Below are 15483 nucleotides of genomic sequence, written 5' to 3' on the forward strand. Positions count from 1 at the left end.
CATGCCGCGCCGTTACGCGGACTACCTCGCCGCCGACGGCTTCACCACGCTGAACACCATCTCGACCATCAGCTCCTTCCTGCTGGGCCTGTCGATCCTGCCGTTCATGTACAACGTCTGGAAGACCGCCAAGTACGGCAAGAAGGTCGAGGTCGACGACCCGTGGGGCTACGGCCGCTCGCTGGAGTGGGCGACCTCCTGCCCGCCGCCGCGGCACAACTTCCTCACGCTGCCGCGCATCCGCTCCGAATCCCCGGCGTTCGACCTGCACCACCCGGAGATCGCGGCCCTGGAGCTCGAAGAGAACCTCGCGGCTGAGAAGGCCCTCGCGGGTGGCAAGGAGGCCGGCAAGTGAAGATCCAGGGCAAGATGTTCATCTGGCTCTCCGTCTTCATCCTCGCCATGGCGTGCGTCTATGGCGTGTGGTCGAAGGAGCCGGCCGGTACGACGGCGCTCTTCCTGGCCTTCGGCCTGTGCATCATGGTCGGCTACTACCTGGCGTTCACCGCGCGCCGGGTGGACACCGGCGCCGGTGACAACAAGGAGGCGGACGTCGCCGACGACGCCGGCGAGCTGGGCTTCTTCGCCCCGCACAGCTGGCAGCCGCTCTCCCTGGCGATCGGTGGCGCCCTGGCCTTCATGAGCATCTGCTTCGGCTGGTGGCTGATGTACTTCTCGGCCCCGGTCATCGCGGTCGGCCTCTTCGGCTGGGTGTTCGAGTTCTACCGAGGCGAGAACCAGAACCAGTAGCGAACGGCCGTTGCCGTCCAGGGCCCCCCGCACCGTCAGGTGCGGGGGGCCCGGTGCGTTTCCACCCGTTTGCAGTCACCCGGCAGGCCGGAGGTCCCGATCCTTCCTACGGTGTGACCATGACCCAGTCACGTCGACACCGTCTGGCGCTCACCGGGGCGGTGCTGCTGACCGCGCTGGTGGTGGGGGTCACCGCCTGCGGCGGCTCGTCCAACCCGCTGGCCGACAAGCCCTACGACGCCAGCGGCCAGGTCGAGCTCACCAGTGCCCACGACGGGCAGAAGGCGGACCCCAGCAAGCCCCTGGAGGTGGTGGCCAGGGGCGAGGACCGGATCACGGACGTCACGGCGACGGACGCGGCGGGTCGCTACGTCAAGGGCGAACTCAGCCCCGACGGCTCCCGCTGGCACAGCACCGGCGCCCTCGCCGCCGGCGCCCACTACACCGTGCGCGTCACCACGGAGGACGAGAACGGCTCCCAGGGGCGCCGCACGATCGGCTTCGACACCAACCCGGCCGACCGCCTCCTGCGCGTCAGTTTCGGCCCGCAGAGCGGCACCTACGGCGTGGGGCAGCCCATCACCGCCGAGCTGAGCACCCCCGTCCAGGACCCGGCAGCCCGCGCGATCGTCGAGCGCACCTTCCGGGTCGAGTCCAAGCCCGCCGTGGAGGGCGCCTGGCACTGGGTGGACAACCGCACCCTGCACTACCGCCCGAAGGAGTACTGGCCCGCCCACACCACCGTCGACGTGCACGCCAACCTCGACGGCATCAAGGTCGGCGGCGGCCTCTACGGAGGCCCCTCCAGGGCCGTGCGGATGACGACGGGCGACCGCATCGAGGCCGTCACCGACGCGAGCGCGCACAGCATGACCGTGTTCGTGAGCGGCAAGGAGGTCCGGTCCATCCCGGTGACCACCGGCAAGCCCGGCTACGCCACCCGCAACGGGGTCAAGGTGATCCTGGGCCGGGAATCCTTCGTACGCATGCGCGGCACCAGCATCGGCATCGCCGAGGGCAGCGCGGACTCCTACGACCTGCCCGTCCACTGGGCCACCCGGGTCACCTGGAGCGGCGAGTACGTACACGCCGCGCCCTGGTCCGAGGGGTCCCAGGGCGCCGAGAACGTCAGCCACGGCTGCACCGGCATGAGCACCGCCAACGCCAAGTGGTTCTTCGACACCGTGCACGTCGGCGACATCGTCAAGGTCGTGGGCAGCGCCGGCGCGACCATGACCCCGTTCGACAACGGCTTCGGCGACTGGAACATGTCCTGGGACGAATGGCGCAAGGGCAGTGCCCTCGTCGGAGGGAAGACCGGGAAGGCCGAGGGGAGCAGCCCCGCCGACGCGGCCCGCCTGCGCCCCGAGCTCTAGCCGCCCCCGGGCGCCCCCTCAGGCGTCCACGGCCTTCCGGGCGCGCAGCAGGCCCGCCAGGGCGTCGGCGAAGACCCCCGGGTCCAGCGGGTGCGTCACGGCCGCGTCGGCGCGGCTCCAGGTGGCCAGCCAGGCGTCCTGCGGGCGGCCCATGAGCAGCAGCACGGGCGGGCAGCGGAACACCTCGTCCTTCAGCTGCCGGCAGACCCCCATGCCGCCCGCGGGCGCCGTCTCGCCGTCCAGGACGCACACGTCCACGTGGTGCTCCTCCAGGGCCGTGAGCACGCCCGGGAGCGTCGCGCACTCCACGTACACGACCGGCGGCACGTCGGGGGCGGGCCGGCGCCCGGCGGCCAGCCGGACCTGCTCGCGGGTGTCCGCGTTGTCGCTGTAGACCAGCACGGTGGCCGTCGGCTGCATCGTTCCTCCAGGCTTGTGTTCGGCACAGCTGTGGATCTGACGTGGAGCTGATCGATGGCCGGACTCTACTCCGCGAACACCCTTCCGGAGGAGGGTCCGTCAGGCCCCCGAGGTGCCCCGGAACGTCCGGTTCCCCCCTTTGGGGGACCCCGGCACTGGGCCGTACGAGCAGCGCACATGCTCTTGACACACCGAACGGCACCCCCCGGAGTGAGCACGAGATAAGCGACCGACATAATGTCGGTCGTGGCGACTGCAACAGCAACAGATACCGGGCACGCACACCCGTCGGTCAATCGACCGAACCTCACCAGCGTCGGAACCATCATCTGGTTGAGTTCCGAGCTGATGTTCTTCGCGGCCCTCTTCGCGATGTACTTCACCCTGCGATCGGTGACGGGCACCGAGTTCTGGTCGGAAAAGGCGTCCGCGCTGAACCTGCCGTTCTCGGCGACCAACACCACGATCCTGGTGCTCTCCTCCCTCACCTGCCAGCTCGGCGTCTTCGCCGCCGAGCGCGGCGACGTGAAGAAGCTGCGCACCTGGTTCGTGATCACCTTCGTGATGGGTGCCATCTTCATCGGCGGCCAGGTCTTCGAGTACACCGACCTCGTGAAGAAGGACGGGCTCTCGCTCTCCTCCGACCCGTACGGCTCGGTGTTCTACCTGACGACCGGCTTCCACGGCCTGCACGTGACGGGCGGTCTGATCGCCTTCCTGCTGGTCCTGGGCAGGACGTACGCGGCCAAGAGGTTCACCCACCACCAGGCGACGGCGGCCATCGTCGTGTCCTACTACTGGCACTTCGTCGACGTGGTGTGGATCGGCCTCTTCGCCACGATCTACTTGATCAAGTAATCGGTCCCGTCCCGCACCGGACCAACAGTCCAGATCGACGCAGAAGATCCTGACACCGGGGTAATCCGTGAAAAAGCTCTCCGCACGACGACGCCATCCGCTGGCGGCGGTCGTCGTCCTACTCTTCGCGCTGGCGGTAACTGGGGGGCTGTACGCCGCGTTCGCGCCGGCGGACACGGCCAAGGCCGATGAAACCGCCCAGTCCCTCGCCATCGAGGAGGGCAAGAAGCTCTATTCCGTGGGCTGCGCAAGCTGCCACGGCACCGGCGGTCAGGGCACCACCGACGGCCCGAGCCTCGTCGGCGTGGGCGCTGCGGCCGTCGACTTCCAGGTCGCCACCGGCCGCATGCCGCTCCAGCAGCAGGGTGCCCAGGCCCCCCGCAAGAAGGCGATCTACTCGCAGGCCGAGATCGACCAGCTCGCCGCGTACATCGCCTCGCTGGGTGCCGGCCCCGCGATCCCGACCAAGGATCAGTACAGCCCGGACGGCGCGGACATCGCGAAGGGCGGGGAGCTCTTCCGCACCAACTGCGCCCAGTGCCACAACTTCACCGGTAAGGGCGGCGCGCTTTCCAACGGCAAGTACGCCCCCACGCTTGAGGACGTCAACCCCAAGCACATCTACGAGGCCATGCAGACCGGCCCGCAGAACATGCCTTCCTTCCCCGACACGACGATGACGGAGAAGAACAAGAAGGACATCATCGCGTACCTCGACACGGTCAACAGCAGCAAGTCGGAGAGCCCGGGCGGCCTCGAGCTGGGCGGGCTCGGCCCCGTCAGCGAGGGTCTGTTCGCGTGGATCTTCGGACTGGGCGCGCTGATCGCAGTAGCCATCTGGGTCGCGGCCCACACCGCTAAGGCCAAGAAGTCATGAGTAGCCAAGACATTCCAGAAGAGAACCTGCCGAGCACGCAGGACGCGCACGGCGGTGCCGTGACGAAGACGGCCGGCGACCCGTTCGCCGACCCCGGCCTCCCGCCGCACGAGCCCCGCATCCAGGACGTCGACGAGCGGGCCGCCCAGCGCTCCGAGCGCGTGGTCGCCTTCCTGTTCCTGCTCTCGATGCTGGCCACGGTCGGCTTCATCGCCTCCTACGTGACCCTCCCGGTCGACAAGAGCATCTACGTCTTCCCGATCGGTCACATCAGCGCCCTGAACTTCGCGCTGGGCATGACCCTCGCGGTGGCGCTGTTCTGCATCGGCGCGGGCGCGGTCCACTGGGCCCGCACCCTGATGTCGGACGTGGAGGTCGCCGACGAGCGGCACGCCATCGCCGCCGAGCCCGATGTCAAGGCCAAGGTCATGGCCGACTTCAAGCAGGGCGCGGAGGAGTCGGCCTTCGGCCGCCGCAAGCTGATCCGCAACACCATGTTCGGCGCGCTGGCCCTGGTGCCGCTCTCCGGCGTGGTGCTGCTGCGCGACCTCGGACCGCTTCCGGGCACCAAGCTCCGGAAGACCGCCTGGTCCGAGGGCAAGATGCTGATCAACCAGAACACGCTGCAGCCGCTGCGTCCCGAGGACATCCAGGTCGGCTCCCTCACCTTCGCCATGCCCGAGGGCATGAAGGAGGAGGACCACGACTTCCAGAAGGAGATCGCCAAGGCCGCCCTGATGATCGTCCGGCTCCGCCCGGAGAACATCAAGGACAAGCGCGAGCTCGACTGGTCCGCCGACGGCATCGTCGCGTTCTCCAAGATCTGCACCCACGTCGGCTGCCCGATCAGCCTCTACGAGCAGCAGACGCACCACGTGCTGTGCCCGTGCCACCAGTCCACCTTCGACCTGTCCGACGGCGGACGCGTGATCTTCGGCCCGGCCGGCCACGCCCTTCCGCAGCTGCGGATCAAGGTCAACGACAAGGGCTACCTTGAGGCCATGGGCGACTTCGCCGAGCCCGTCGGTCCTGCCTACTGGGAGCGCGGATGAGCACTACGACTGACAACCGCCGCAAGGCGCCCGCAGGCGAGCGGGTCGCCGACTGGGCCGACGGCCGTCTGGGTATCTACACCCTGGCCAAGGCCAACATGCGGAAGATCTTCCCGGACCACTGGTCCTTCATGCTGGGCGAGGTCTGCCTCTACAGCTTCGTGATCATCATCCTCACGGGTGTGTATCTGACGCTGTTCTTCCACCCGAGCATGAACGAGGTCGTCTACCACGGCTCGTACGTGCCCATGCAGGGCATGCACATGTCCGAGGCGTTCAAGTCGACCCTCGACATCAGCTTCGACGTCCGTGGCGGTCTGCTCATCCGGCAGATCCACCACTGGGCCGCGCTGATCTTCCTCGCGGGCATGTTCGTGCACATGATGCGCGTGTTCTTCACCGGTGCGTTCCGCAAGCCGCGTGAGGTCAACTGGCTGTTCGGCTTCCTGCTGTTCGTCCTCGGCATGTTCACCGGCTTCACCGGTTACTCGCTCCCGGACGACCTGCTCTCCGGCACCGGTGTCCGCTTCATGGAGGGCGCGATCCTGTCCGTGCCGATCGTCGGCACGTACATCTCGATGTTCCTCTTCGGCGGCGAGTTCCCCGGCTCGGACTTCGTGCCGCGGTTCTTCTCCATCCACGTCCTGCTGCTGCCGGGCATCATGCTCGGTCTGCTGGTGGCCCACCTGATCCTGGTGATCTACCACAAGCACACGCAGTTCCCCGGCCCGGGCCGGACCAACAAGAACGTCGTCGGCCTCCCGCTGATGCCGGTCTACATGGCCAAGGCCGGTGGCTTCTTCTTCCTGGTCTTCGGCATCATCGCGGCCATCGCGGCGATCGCCTCGATCAACCCGATCTGGGCCATCGGCCCGTACCGCCCGGACCAGGTGTCCACCGGCGCCCAGCCCGACTGGTACATGGGCTTCGCCGAGGGTCTGATCCGTGTCATGCCGGGCTGGGAGATCAACCTGTGGGGCCACACGCTCGTCCTGGGCGTGTTCATTCCGCTGGTCATCTTCCCGCTGGTGCTCGGTGCGATCGCGGTCTGGCCGTTCATCGAGTCCTGGGTCACCGGTGACAAGCGCGAGCACCACCTGCTGGACCGCCCGCGCAACGCCCCGACGCGCACCGCCTTCGGTGCCGCCTGGATCGCCGCGTACTTCGTGATGCTGGTCGGTGGTGGAAACGACCTGTGGGCCACCCACTTCCACCTGTCGATCAACGCCATCACCTGGTTCGTCCGCATCGGCTTCTTCGTGATCCCGGTCCTGGTGTTCATCGCCACCCGCCGGATCTGCATGGGCCTGCAGCGCCGCGACAAGGACAAGGTGCTGCACGGACGCGAGTCCGGCATCATCAAGCGCCTGCCGCACGGTGAGTTCGTCGAGGTCCACGAGCCCCTCTCGCAGGAGCAGATGCACACCCTCACGGCGCACCACCAGCCCCAGCCGCTCGAGCTGGAGCCGGAGTACGACGAGAACGGCGTGGCCCGCAAGGCCGGCGCCGGCCAGCGCCTCCGGGTGAAGCTCTCGAAGGGCTTCTACGGCGAGGGGACCCAGATCCCCAAGGCCACCGTGGAGGAGTACGAGGAGATCACGAGCGGCCACGGCCACCACTGATCCCCCGGATCGCCTCTGATCCACCCTGATCGCTGATCGCCACAGCGAGAGCCCCGTCCGACGCATGGACGGGGCTCTTCGCTGTCTGCGGGGGTGGATAGGCTGGGCTGGCAGACCCCGGGACGAACCCGGCTCTCCGGACCGACCACCAGGAGCGTGGACCATGAACGTTGTGACCCCGGCAGGCGGCGACAGCGCGGTGGCCCCCTCCTGGCCGGGCCTCCTGGACGCCCTGCTCGCCGGCCGTGACCTCACCGTCGTCGACGCCGCCTGGGCCATGGACCGGATCATGAGCGGCGAGGCCACCGGCGCGCAGATCGCGGGCTTCCTGGTCGCCCTGCGCGCCAAGGGCGAGACGGTCGCCGAGATCTCCGGCCTGGTGCGCACGATGTACGAGCACGCCCGGCTGATCGAGGTCCCCGGCCCCAGCGTGGACATCGTCGGCACCGGCGGCGACGGCGCCAAGACCGTCAACATCTCCACCATGTCCTCGATCGTCGTCGCCGGCACCGGCGTGAAGGTCGTCAAGCACGGCAACCGGGCGGCGTCCTCGGCCAGCGGCGCCTCCGACGTGCTGGAGAAGCTGGGCGTGAACCTCGACCTCAGCCCGCAGCGGGTGGTGGAGGTGGCCGAGGAGGCCGGCATCACCCTCTGCTTCGCGGTGAAGTTCCACCCGGCGCTGCGGCACGTGGCCGCGGCCCGGCGCGAGCTCGGCATCCGCACCGTCTTCAACGTGCTCGGCCCGCTGACCAACCCCGCGAAGGTACGGGCCCAGGCCACGGGCGTCGCGGACGCCCGGATGGCCCCGATCCTCGCCGGGGTGCTCGCCGAGCGCGGCTCCTCGGCGCTGGTCTTCCGCGGCGACGACGGCCTCGACGAGCTGACCTCGACCGCCACGTCGAAGGTGTGGGTGGTCTCCGGGGGACGGGTCCGCGAGGAGTCCTTCGACCCGCGGGACGTGGGGATCGACCTGGTGCCCGTGGAGGCGCTGCGGGGGGGCGACGCGTCCTACAACGCCGATGTCGCGCGGCGTCTGCTCGCGGGCGAGGCGGGGCCGGTGCGGGACGCCGTGCTCCTCAACTCCGCCGCGGCGCTGGTGGCGTTGGCGCCGACGGAGGAGCCGCTGGCGGAGCAGATCAGGGGTGGGCTGGTGCGGGCCGGGGAGTCCATCGACTCCGGGGCGGCCCGGCGGGTGCTAGAGCGGTGGGCGCTGGCGAGCAACGCGTAGCGCCGTGAAGGAGTAGTGCGGTGCAGGGGCGTCCGTGATCCGGACGCCCCTTCCCGGCCGGCGATCAGTTGTGCCATACTCTCCGCCAAGGTCACGAGTGACAGCGACACGGCCCCGGCCCGCTGTCCGGCAACCCTCCTTCCGTGGCGGGGTGCCCCGGGTGATGACCAGGTCGCAGGCAGCGAGGTCTGCGGCAAGCGCGGGTCCCTCGCCAGGGATCCTGGTTGTCGAGGGAGTTCCTTCCGTGGTTCAGCGAATGCGTTAGGGCTCGAAGAGCCCCTTTTCCCGCACCCTCTTTCCCTTTCCCGCGCCCGTCGCGCGGTGGAATTCGCCTGCCTTTTTACGGGAGTTCGCCATGTCTGTCCCCACCCTTGCCTCCGACCGGTCCGTTTGCACCCCTCTGCCCGTTCTCGGGTGCGATGTCCGGGTCCCGCTGGTGACCGGCGGAGAGGTGACCTACGCCGCGCTGGACTACGCGGCCAGCGCCCCCGCCCTGCAGCGGGTGTGGGACGACGTGGCGGCGTACGCGCCCTACTACGGCAGCGTGCACCGCGGCGCGGGCTACCTCTCGCAGCTGTCGACGGAGCTCTTCGAGAACAGCCGGGCGGACGTCGCCGCGTTCCTCGGCTGCCGGGACGGCGACCAGGTCCTCTTCACCCGCTCGACCACCGACTCGCTCAACCTGCTCGCGGCCGTACTCCCCGCCGGGACGCGGGTGTTCGTCTTCGAGACCGAGCACCACGCGGCGCTGCTGCCCTGGGAGCGGCGCGCGGACGCCGAGGTGACCTACCTCGACGCGCCCCGCACCCCCGGGCAGGCGGTCGAGACGCTGGAGCAGGCGCTCGCGGCCCGCGAGCCCTACGGGCCCGCGCTGGTGTGCGTGACCGGTGCGTCCAACGTGACCGGCGAGCTGTGGCCCGTACGGGAGCTGGCCGCCGCCGCGCACGCCCACGGCGCGCGGATCGTCGTGGACGCGGCCCAGCTCGTCCCCCACCAGCGCGTGGACATCGCGGAACTGGACGCCGACTGGGTCGCCTTCTCCGGGCACAAGCTGTACGCGCCCTTCGGCGCCGGCGTGCTGGCCGGCCGGGCGGACTGGCTCCGCGACGCCGAGCCCTACCTGGCCGGCGGGGGCGCGAGCCGGCGCGTCGCGCGGGGCGCCTCCGGCGAGGTGGAGGTCGACTGGCACGACGGGGTCGCCCGGCACGAGGCCGGCTCGCCCAACGTCATCGGGGCCTACGCCATCGCCTCCGCGTGCAAGGCGCTCACCGAGGCCGGCTTCGACCGGCTCGCGGAGCGGGAGCGGCAGCTGATCACCGCCGTGCGGGAGGGGCTGGCGGCGGTGCCGGGGGTGCGGGTGCTCTCGCTCTTCGGGCCCGGCGCCCCGAGCGTGGGCGTCCTGTCCTTCACCGTCGACGGCTGGAACAGCTCGCACTTCGCGGCGGCGCTCTCCGCGGAGTACGGGATCGGCGTCCGCGACGGCCTCTTCTGCGCGCACCCGCTGGTGCGGACGCTGGTCGGCGGCGCGTCCTCGGCGGACGGCGGGTGCGGCTCCGACGAGGGGGCGCCCCTCAACGCGATCCGTGTGAGCTTCGGTGCCGGCACGCCCGATGAGCATGTCGAACGCTTCGTGACGGCGGTCGGTGAGCTCGTCCGCGACGGGGCGAGGTGGTCCTACCGGACGGAGAACGGGCGCTGCGTGCCGGTCGCCTGACGGCGGAGGCTTGATCGCGGGCTGCGCCGGTACCGGCACCGCCGGTCACGATCGTCGTGGCTGATCGCCGCCGCGGCGGGTCACCACGATGGTGGTGACCGGCGGTGCCGGGCGGGCGCAACCCGTGGTTTCTGCGACGTGCCGTCAGGCGTCCAGGCCGATGGCGAACGCCGCCTCCAGGTCGTGCTGGGAGTACGTGCGGAACGCGATATGCGTCTCCGTCGAGGCGACGCCCGGGACCTTGCTGATCCTGCCCGGGATGACGTCCGCGAGGTCGTCGTGCCGGGCCACCCGCACCATGGCGATCAGATCGTGCGCACCCGTCACCGAGTACACCTCGCTCACGCCCTCGATCGCGGCGATCTGCTCGGCGATCTCGGGGATCCGGTCGACGTCGGTCTTGATCAGCACGATCGAAGTGATCACTGCGGGCTCCTATCGGGGGTCGGGGGGCAGCCCCGCCTTCACTCTAGTCGTACGGCCGTACCTCGCCCACGCGTACAGGAAGCCCAGCGCGAAGCCCACGACGTGGGCGAGGTAGGCGACGCCGGGGCGGTCGCCGGCCGCGCGGGCGGCCACCCACTGCAGGGCGAACCAGAAGAGCAGCACGGCCCAGGCGGGGAACCGCAGCGGCAGGAAGAAGAGGAACGGGAAGAGACTGGTGACGCGGGCCCGGGGGAAGAGGTAGAGGAAGGCCCCGAGGACCCCGGAGATCGCACCGGAGGCGCCGACGAGCGTGCGGTCGGAGGCGGCGTGCGCGGCCGCGTAGCCGAGCAGGGCGAGCACTCCGGCGGCGAGGTAGAAGAGGACGAAGGGTCCGCGTCCCATCCGGTTTTCGGCCATGGCGCCGAAGACGTAGAGGAAGAGCATGTTCCCGAGCAGATGCAGCCAGTTGCCGTGCACGAAGAGCGCGGTGAGCGGGGTGATCAGCTCCGCCGGCGGCCCGTGCCAGAGCTTCTCGGGCACCACGCCCCAGCGCTCGAAGTAGGCGCTCTGGGCGGCGAGGAGGTTGCTGCCGCTGCCGTGGCCGGCCAGGGGGGCGGTGAGCTCCGCCGCGGGGCCCAGGAGGAACACCGCGCAGCAGGCGCCGATGAGGGCGTAGGTGACCAGGGGGACCGGCGGGGGGATCCCGTCGTGACCCCCGTGCGCCGCCGTCCCGGCTGCCTTTCCGGCCTTTCCCAACATGAGCAGATCATGACGTACCGGCAGCAAAGCGCACAGAGTGCCTCGCCGGGCCGGTGAAGCGGGCCCGCACTCCGCGCCGCATGACCATCAGGCCGTAGGGTTACGGGAAGCACACCCGCAGTTCGATGGACTTGATGAGGACGGACGACACGATGGGCGTTCCCCAGCCGACAGCCGGGACCCGGTGGCGCTGCGCTCTGTGCGGCAATCTCACCCGGTTCGACGTGACGCGTACGACCAAAGCCGTGGAATTCATCCATCTCGACCTCTCCGGCGAGCCGAGCGTGGAGGAGCGCGAGGTGGTCAGTGAGACGATCGAGTCCGTGCGTTGCCGCTGGTGCAACGCGGTCGACCAGGTCGAGCTGGTGGACCGGCCGGGCGCGAAGGCCTGAAGAACGGGAGCGATGAGCGGTGGTGGAGCACACGGGTGGCGCGGAGGCGGCCGGTGGACCTGGTGACACCGGTGGGACCGACGGCGCTGCCGAGGTGCTCGACCGTCCGTTGCCGGAAGGCGTGCGGCGCCGGGTCATCGGCTTGGTCGCGGAGGCGTTCGGCGGTCTGACCGTCGCCGAACTCCCGGCGGCGCTGCGGCAGTACGCCCGGTTCACGCCGAGCCGGCGGGCCAAGTTCGCGGGCAATGCGATGGCGGCGGCGGTGGAGAACGACCCCGCGTTCCGCCAGCGCATCTCGGCCCGGCTGCGCGAGACGGGCTCCGAGCTCGCCGAGGCGCTGGACGCGGGTTCGCCGCCGGCGGCCGCCGATCCGGAGGACGTGGCCGCCATGGCCTACGTGCTGCGGCCCACGGGCTGGGTCAAGCTCGTGACGGCGGCCGGCGAGGAGGCCCTGCGGGCGACCGCGGAGCGCGCGGGCGAGGAGGCCCAGCGCGAACTGCGGCGGCTGCGCGAGGAGCTGGCGGAGGCCCGGGTCGCGGCGCGGGCCGAGGCCGAGCGGGTCCGCGCCGAGCTGGAGGCGTCCCGCAGGGAAACCGACTCGCTGCAGCGCAAGCTGCGCAGCGCGGTCGCCGATGTGCGGCGCGGGGAGGCCGCCCTGCGCAAGGCGGAGGCCGAGCTGGAGTCCGTGCGGGCGGCCGGTGCGGCCGAGAAGGCCGCCGCGCTGGGGGAGACCCGCCGGCTCAAGACGCGGCTGTCGGAGGCCGAGGCCGCGCTGGAGGCGAGCCGCCGGGCGGTGCGCGAGGGGCGCAGCGTGGAGGACATGCGCCTGCGGCTGCTGCTGGACACCGTCCTGGACGCGGCGCAGGGGCTGCGCCGCGAACTGGCCCTGCCGCCCGTCTCCGTGCACCCCGCGGACACGGTGGACGCCGTGGAGCCGGGCCGGATGACCCCGAAGGACATCGCCACGCGCGCCCTGTCCGAGACCGATCCTGCGCTGCTGGACCAGCTGCTGGCGCTGCCTCAGGCGCACCTCGTGGTCGACGGCTACAACGTCACCAAGACCGGCTATCCGACGATGCCGCTGGACAAGCAGCGGCTGCGGCTGCTGGGCGGGCTCGCGATGCTGGCCGCGCAGACGGGCGCCGAGGTGACCTGCGTCTTCGACGGGGCCGAGCTGGCCGCGCCCGTGCTGCTCGCGCCGCCGCGCGGCGTGCGGGTGCTCTTCAGCAAGCCCGGGGTGACCGCGGACGAGCTCATCCGCCAGCTGGTGCGGGCCGAGCCGCCGGGCCGTCCGGTCGTGGTGGTCTCCACCGACCGCGAGGTCGCCGACGGCGTCGCGAAGGCGGGCGCCCGGCCGGTGGCATCGGCCCTGCTCCTCAAGCGACTTGCCCGTACCTGACCGTCAAGCCGTCATCACCGGCTGTGTCACGTTGGTAAAGCTTCTGTTGAGGCAAGAGATTTTTCTGATGAGGATTTGAACGGATCAGTCGGGGGTCACTAAGGTCGGACCTCGAACCTTCGCCCGGTCGATCATCCATTCGGGGTGACGGTGAAGGTCCCGCCCGAACCGTGCCCTCCGGCGTGCGGTGGCGGCCGAGGAAGAAGGAGCCCGTCTCCGTGGCGTCCCACCGTCGACCCAAGCAGCCGGGCCGCGCCCGGGTGACCGTGCTGACCGCGACCGCGGCCGCGGCCGTCGCCCTCACCTCGCAGGCCGCGCACGCCGATCCGAAGGCCTCCAAGGCGGAGGTCAAGGAGAAGGTCGACAAGTACTACGAAGAGGCCGAGCAGGCCACGGAGAAGTACAACGGGGCCAAGGAGAAGCAGGACAAGCTCGACAAGCAGGTCACCGATCTCCAGGACAAGGTCGCCCGCGGCCAGGAGGAGATCAACAAGCTGCGCAACAGCCTCGGTTCGCTGGCCACCGCGCAGTACCGCAGCGGCGCCGTCGACCCCTCGCTGCAGCTGCTGCTCTCCTCCGACCCGGAGAGCTACCTGGAGAAGGCCTCCACGCTCAACCAGGTGAGCGCCAAGCAGGCCGACACCCTCAAGCAGATCTCCGAGAAGCAGCGCGCGCTCAAGCAGCAGCGCCAGGAGGCGACCGGAAAGCTCAAGGACCTCGCGGAGACCCGCACGGTGCTGGGCGAGCAGAAGGAAGCCGTCCAGGAGAAGCTCGCCGCCGCCAAGGAGCAGCTCAACACCCTCACCGCCGCGGAGCGCGCCGAGGTCCTCGGCGAGAAGGAGAAGGCCGACGGCGCCAAGGGCGGCGAGGAGCGCGCCGGCCGCGCCGGCGGCAGCAGCCGCCCCGACCTCGGCAAGGACGTGCCCACCTCCGGCCGCGCCGCCGCCGCGCTCGCCGCCGCCCAGGGCAAGATCGGCTCCCCGTACGTCTGGGGCGCGACCGGCCCCGGCTCCTTCGACTGCTCCGGGCTGACCGGCTGGGCGTACGCACAGGCCGGCGTCACCCTGCCGCGCATCTCCCAGGACCAGGCCAACGCGGGCACCCGCATCTACGACCAGAGCCAGCTCAAGCCCGGTGACCTGGTGCTCTTCTACGGCGACCTGCACCACATCGGCCTCTACGCGGGCAACGGCCAGACCCTGCACGCCCCCAAGCCGGGCGCCAACGTGCGCTACGAGTCGATGGGCAACATGCCCTTCCAGTTCGGCGTCCGCATAGGCTGACGACTGGGCCGAATGGCTGACCCGCCGCCCGTTCGGGCGAATCGCGGTGGCCCTCGCTGACATCACGCCCCGCCGGTGACCTGCGTCTCCGGCGGGGCGTCCGCATTCCCGTCCCATTCCCACCCCGCGAGGTCTTTGAACACGGGGTGAGCGCGCCGCTACTGTCTGGCGCTGCGGTACCGGCGCGCCGGGCAGACCGCGCCCACAGTGCAGCAAGGAAGGGAGTGCGGCAGCCCGTGGCGTCCCATCGCCGTTCTTCGCAGTCCGGTCTCACCCAGACCGTCCGGGTCACCGTCCTGTCCGCCGCCGTGGCCACGGCCGCGGCCGCGATGGCGCCCCCGGCCGGAGCGCGGCCCAGCGACACCGCCCGCGACGACCGGTCCCGCGGGACCGTCAAGGCGCAGGTCGACCGGCTCTACGAGCAGGCCGAGCGGGCCACCGAGAAGTTCAACGAAGCGGGCGAGCGCGCAGGCGAGCTCCGCAGGAAGGTCGCCGAGGCCACCGACCGCGTCGCCCGCGGCCAGGAGCGCGTCAACCACATGCGCACCGCCCTCGGCATGGTCGCCGCCGCGCAGTACCGCAGCGGCGCCGTCGACCCCGCCCTGCAGCTGCTCCTGTCCTCCGACCCCGACGGCTACCTGGACCGCGCCGCCACCCTGGACCGCGTCTCCGACCGGCAGAGCGAGCAGCTCAAGGCCCTCACGGAGGCCCAGCGGGCCCTGCGCCAGGAGCGCAGCGAGGCGGCCCGGATGCTCGGCGAGCTGGAGCGGACGCGCAAGGCCGTCGAAGAGCACAAGCGGCAGGTCGAAGGGAAGCTCGCCACCGCCCGCCGCCTGCTGAACGCCCTGCCGGCGGCCGACCGGGAGGCCTACGCCCGCGCCTCGCGCTCGGACGGCACCCGGCAGCTGGAGCGCCCGGACGGGGGCGCCCCCGCCGGCCTGCAGGACCTCGCCGCCGCCTCCGCCCGCGGCGCCGCCGCCGCCATGGCCGTCCGCTCCGCCGTCGGCTCGCCCTACGCCTGGGGCGCGACCGGGCCCGGCGCCTTCGACTGCTCCGGGCTCATGCAGTGGGCGTACGGGCGGGCCGGGGTCGGCCTGCCGCGCACCTCCCAGGCGCAGCGCAACGCCGGACGGCACGTCCCGCTGTCCGAGGCACGCCCCGGGGACCTCGTCATCTACCGCGACGACGCCAGCCACGTCGGCATGTACGTGGGGGGCGGCCAGGTCGTCCACGCCCCCTACCCCGGCGCCCGGGTGCGCTACGACCCGGCCAACATGATGCCGATTTCGTCGGTGACCCGGCCGTGATCACGTCCTGAGCGCGCCCC

The 15483-nt window shown here is 70.9% G+C and carries 15 protein-coding genes, 1 pseudogene and 1 riboswitch; of the genes and pseudogenes, 13 read left to right on the top strand and 3 right to left on the bottom strand.

The window, feature by feature from the left end; translation table 11 throughout:
- The 3 genes and pseudogenes from NQU55_RS31875 to NQU55_RS31885 form a co-directional block, all read left to right on the top strand.
- Positions 1-355 (top strand): annotated as a pseudogene (locus NQU55_RS31875) (aa3-type cytochrome oxidase subunit I); the annotation flags it as partial.
- On the top strand, positions 352-750 hold the full coding sequence (locus NQU55_RS31880; protein WP_058044773.1) for a cytochrome c oxidase subunit 4: 399 nt from the start codon (positions 352-354) through the stop codon (positions 748-750). The pseudogene NQU55_RS31875 and the gene NQU55_RS31880, both read left to right, overlap by 4 nt.
- A gap of 119 nt (positions 751-869) precedes the next feature.
- A complete protein-coding gene (locus tag NQU55_RS31885) occupies positions 870-2126 on the top strand; it encodes a L,D-transpeptidase (RefSeq protein ID WP_168090975.1) in 1257 nt (418 codons plus the stop codon).
- Positions 2127-2144: 18 nt separating this feature from the next.
- On the opposite strand, the gene NQU55_RS31890 is transcribed toward NQU55_RS31885, so the two are convergent.
- Positions 2145-2546: a DNA-binding transcriptional response regulator gene (locus tag NQU55_RS31890; RefSeq protein ID WP_168090976.1), complete on the bottom strand. Its 402-nt coding sequence runs from the start codon at positions 2544-2546 to the stop codon at positions 2145-2147.
- 237 nt (positions 2547-2783) lie between these two features.
- Here NQU55_RS31890 and ctaE point away from each other — a divergent pair, with 237 nt between their 5' ends.
- The 6 genes from ctaE (at position 2784) to NQU55_RS31920 (ending at position 9897) form a co-directional block, all read left to right on the top strand.
- Positions 2784-3404 (top strand): aa3-type cytochrome oxidase subunit III, encoded by a 621-nt coding sequence (gene ctaE, locus NQU55_RS31895; RefSeq protein ID WP_168090977.1) that lies wholly within the window; start codon positions 2784-2786, stop codon positions 3402-3404.
- A 67-nt stretch (positions 3405-3471) separates the two neighbouring features.
- Entirely contained in the window at positions 3472-4281 is an 810-nt protein-coding gene (gene qcrC, locus NQU55_RS31900; protein WP_168090978.1) for a cytochrome bc1 complex diheme cytochrome c subunit, read from the top strand.
- Positions 4278-5333 (top strand): cytochrome bc1 complex Rieske iron-sulfur subunit, encoded by a 1056-nt coding sequence (gene qcrA / locus NQU55_RS31905; protein WP_168090979.1) that lies wholly within the window; start codon positions 4278-4280, stop codon positions 5331-5333. The genes qcrC and qcrA overlap by 4 nt, the downstream gene beginning before the upstream one ends.
- Positions 5330-6955: a cytochrome bc1 complex cytochrome b subunit gene (gene qcrB / locus NQU55_RS31910; RefSeq protein WP_168090980.1), complete on the top strand. Its 1626-nt coding sequence runs from the start codon at positions 5330-5332 to the stop codon at positions 6953-6955. Before qcrA ends, qcrB begins: the two co-directional genes overlap by 4 nt.
- 163 nt (positions 6956-7118) lie before the next feature.
- Entirely contained in the window at positions 7119-8183 is a 1065-nt protein-coding gene (gene trpD, locus NQU55_RS31915) for an anthranilate phosphoribosyltransferase (protein WP_168090981.1), read from the top strand.
- Positions 8184-8272: 89 nt separating this feature from the next.
- Positions 8273-8389: riboswitch (SAM riboswitch) on the top strand.
- A gap of 149 nt (positions 8390-8538) precedes the next feature.
- Complete coding sequence (locus NQU55_RS31920) at positions 8539-9897, top strand: aminotransferase class V-fold PLP-dependent enzyme (protein ID WP_168090982.1); 1359 nt, start codon at positions 8539-8541, stop codon at positions 9895-9897.
- Between the two features lie 144 nt (positions 9898-10041).
- On the opposite strand, the gene NQU55_RS31925 is transcribed toward NQU55_RS31920, so the two are convergent.
- Together NQU55_RS31925 and NQU55_RS31930 are read right to left on the bottom strand one after the other, a co-directional pair.
- Positions 10042-10323 carry an Lrp/AsnC family transcriptional regulator gene (locus NQU55_RS31925; RefSeq protein WP_168090983.1) on the bottom strand — a complete coding sequence of 94 codons (282 nt, stop codon included), beginning with the start codon at positions 10321-10323 and terminating at the stop codon, positions 10042-10044.
- A gap of 9 nt (positions 10324-10332) precedes the next feature.
- A complete protein-coding gene (locus tag NQU55_RS31930; RefSeq protein WP_168090984.1) occupies positions 10333-11082 on the bottom strand; it encodes a rhomboid family intramembrane serine protease in 750 nt (249 codons plus the stop codon).
- Between the two features lie 152 nt (positions 11083-11234).
- Between NQU55_RS31930 and NQU55_RS31935 the strand changes: the two genes are divergently transcribed.
- The 4 genes from NQU55_RS31935 to NQU55_RS31950 all read left to right on the top strand — a co-directional run bounded on the left by NQU55_RS31935 (position 11235) and on the right by NQU55_RS31950 (position 15463).
- Complete coding sequence (locus tag NQU55_RS31935) at positions 11235-11474, top strand: hypothetical protein (protein WP_168091009.1); 240 nt, start codon at positions 11235-11237, stop codon at positions 11472-11474.
- Positions 11475-11493: 19 nt separating this feature from the next.
- Positions 11494-12873: an NYN domain-containing protein gene (locus NQU55_RS31940; RefSeq protein WP_168090985.1), complete on the top strand. Its 1380-nt coding sequence runs from the start codon at positions 11494-11496 to the stop codon at positions 12871-12873.
- A gap of 218 nt (positions 12874-13091) precedes the next feature.
- Positions 13092-14156 carry a C40 family peptidase gene (locus NQU55_RS31945; RefSeq protein WP_168090986.1) on the top strand — a complete coding sequence of 355 codons (1065 nt, stop codon included), beginning with the start codon at positions 13092-13094 and terminating at the stop codon, positions 14154-14156.
- A gap of 236 nt (positions 14157-14392) precedes the next feature.
- The gene (locus NQU55_RS31950; RefSeq protein ID WP_168090987.1) at positions 14393-15463 is read left to right on the top strand and encodes a C40 family peptidase; all 1071 of its coding nucleotides are present in this window, start codon (positions 14393-14395) and stop codon (positions 15461-15463) included.
- Positions 15464-15483 lie beyond the last annotated feature (20 nt).

The organism is Streptomyces telluris (assembly GCF_024519335.1).
In the GTDB taxonomy this organism is placed as follows: domain Bacteria; phylum Actinomycetota; class Actinomycetes; order Streptomycetales; family Streptomycetaceae; genus Streptomyces; species Streptomyces telluris.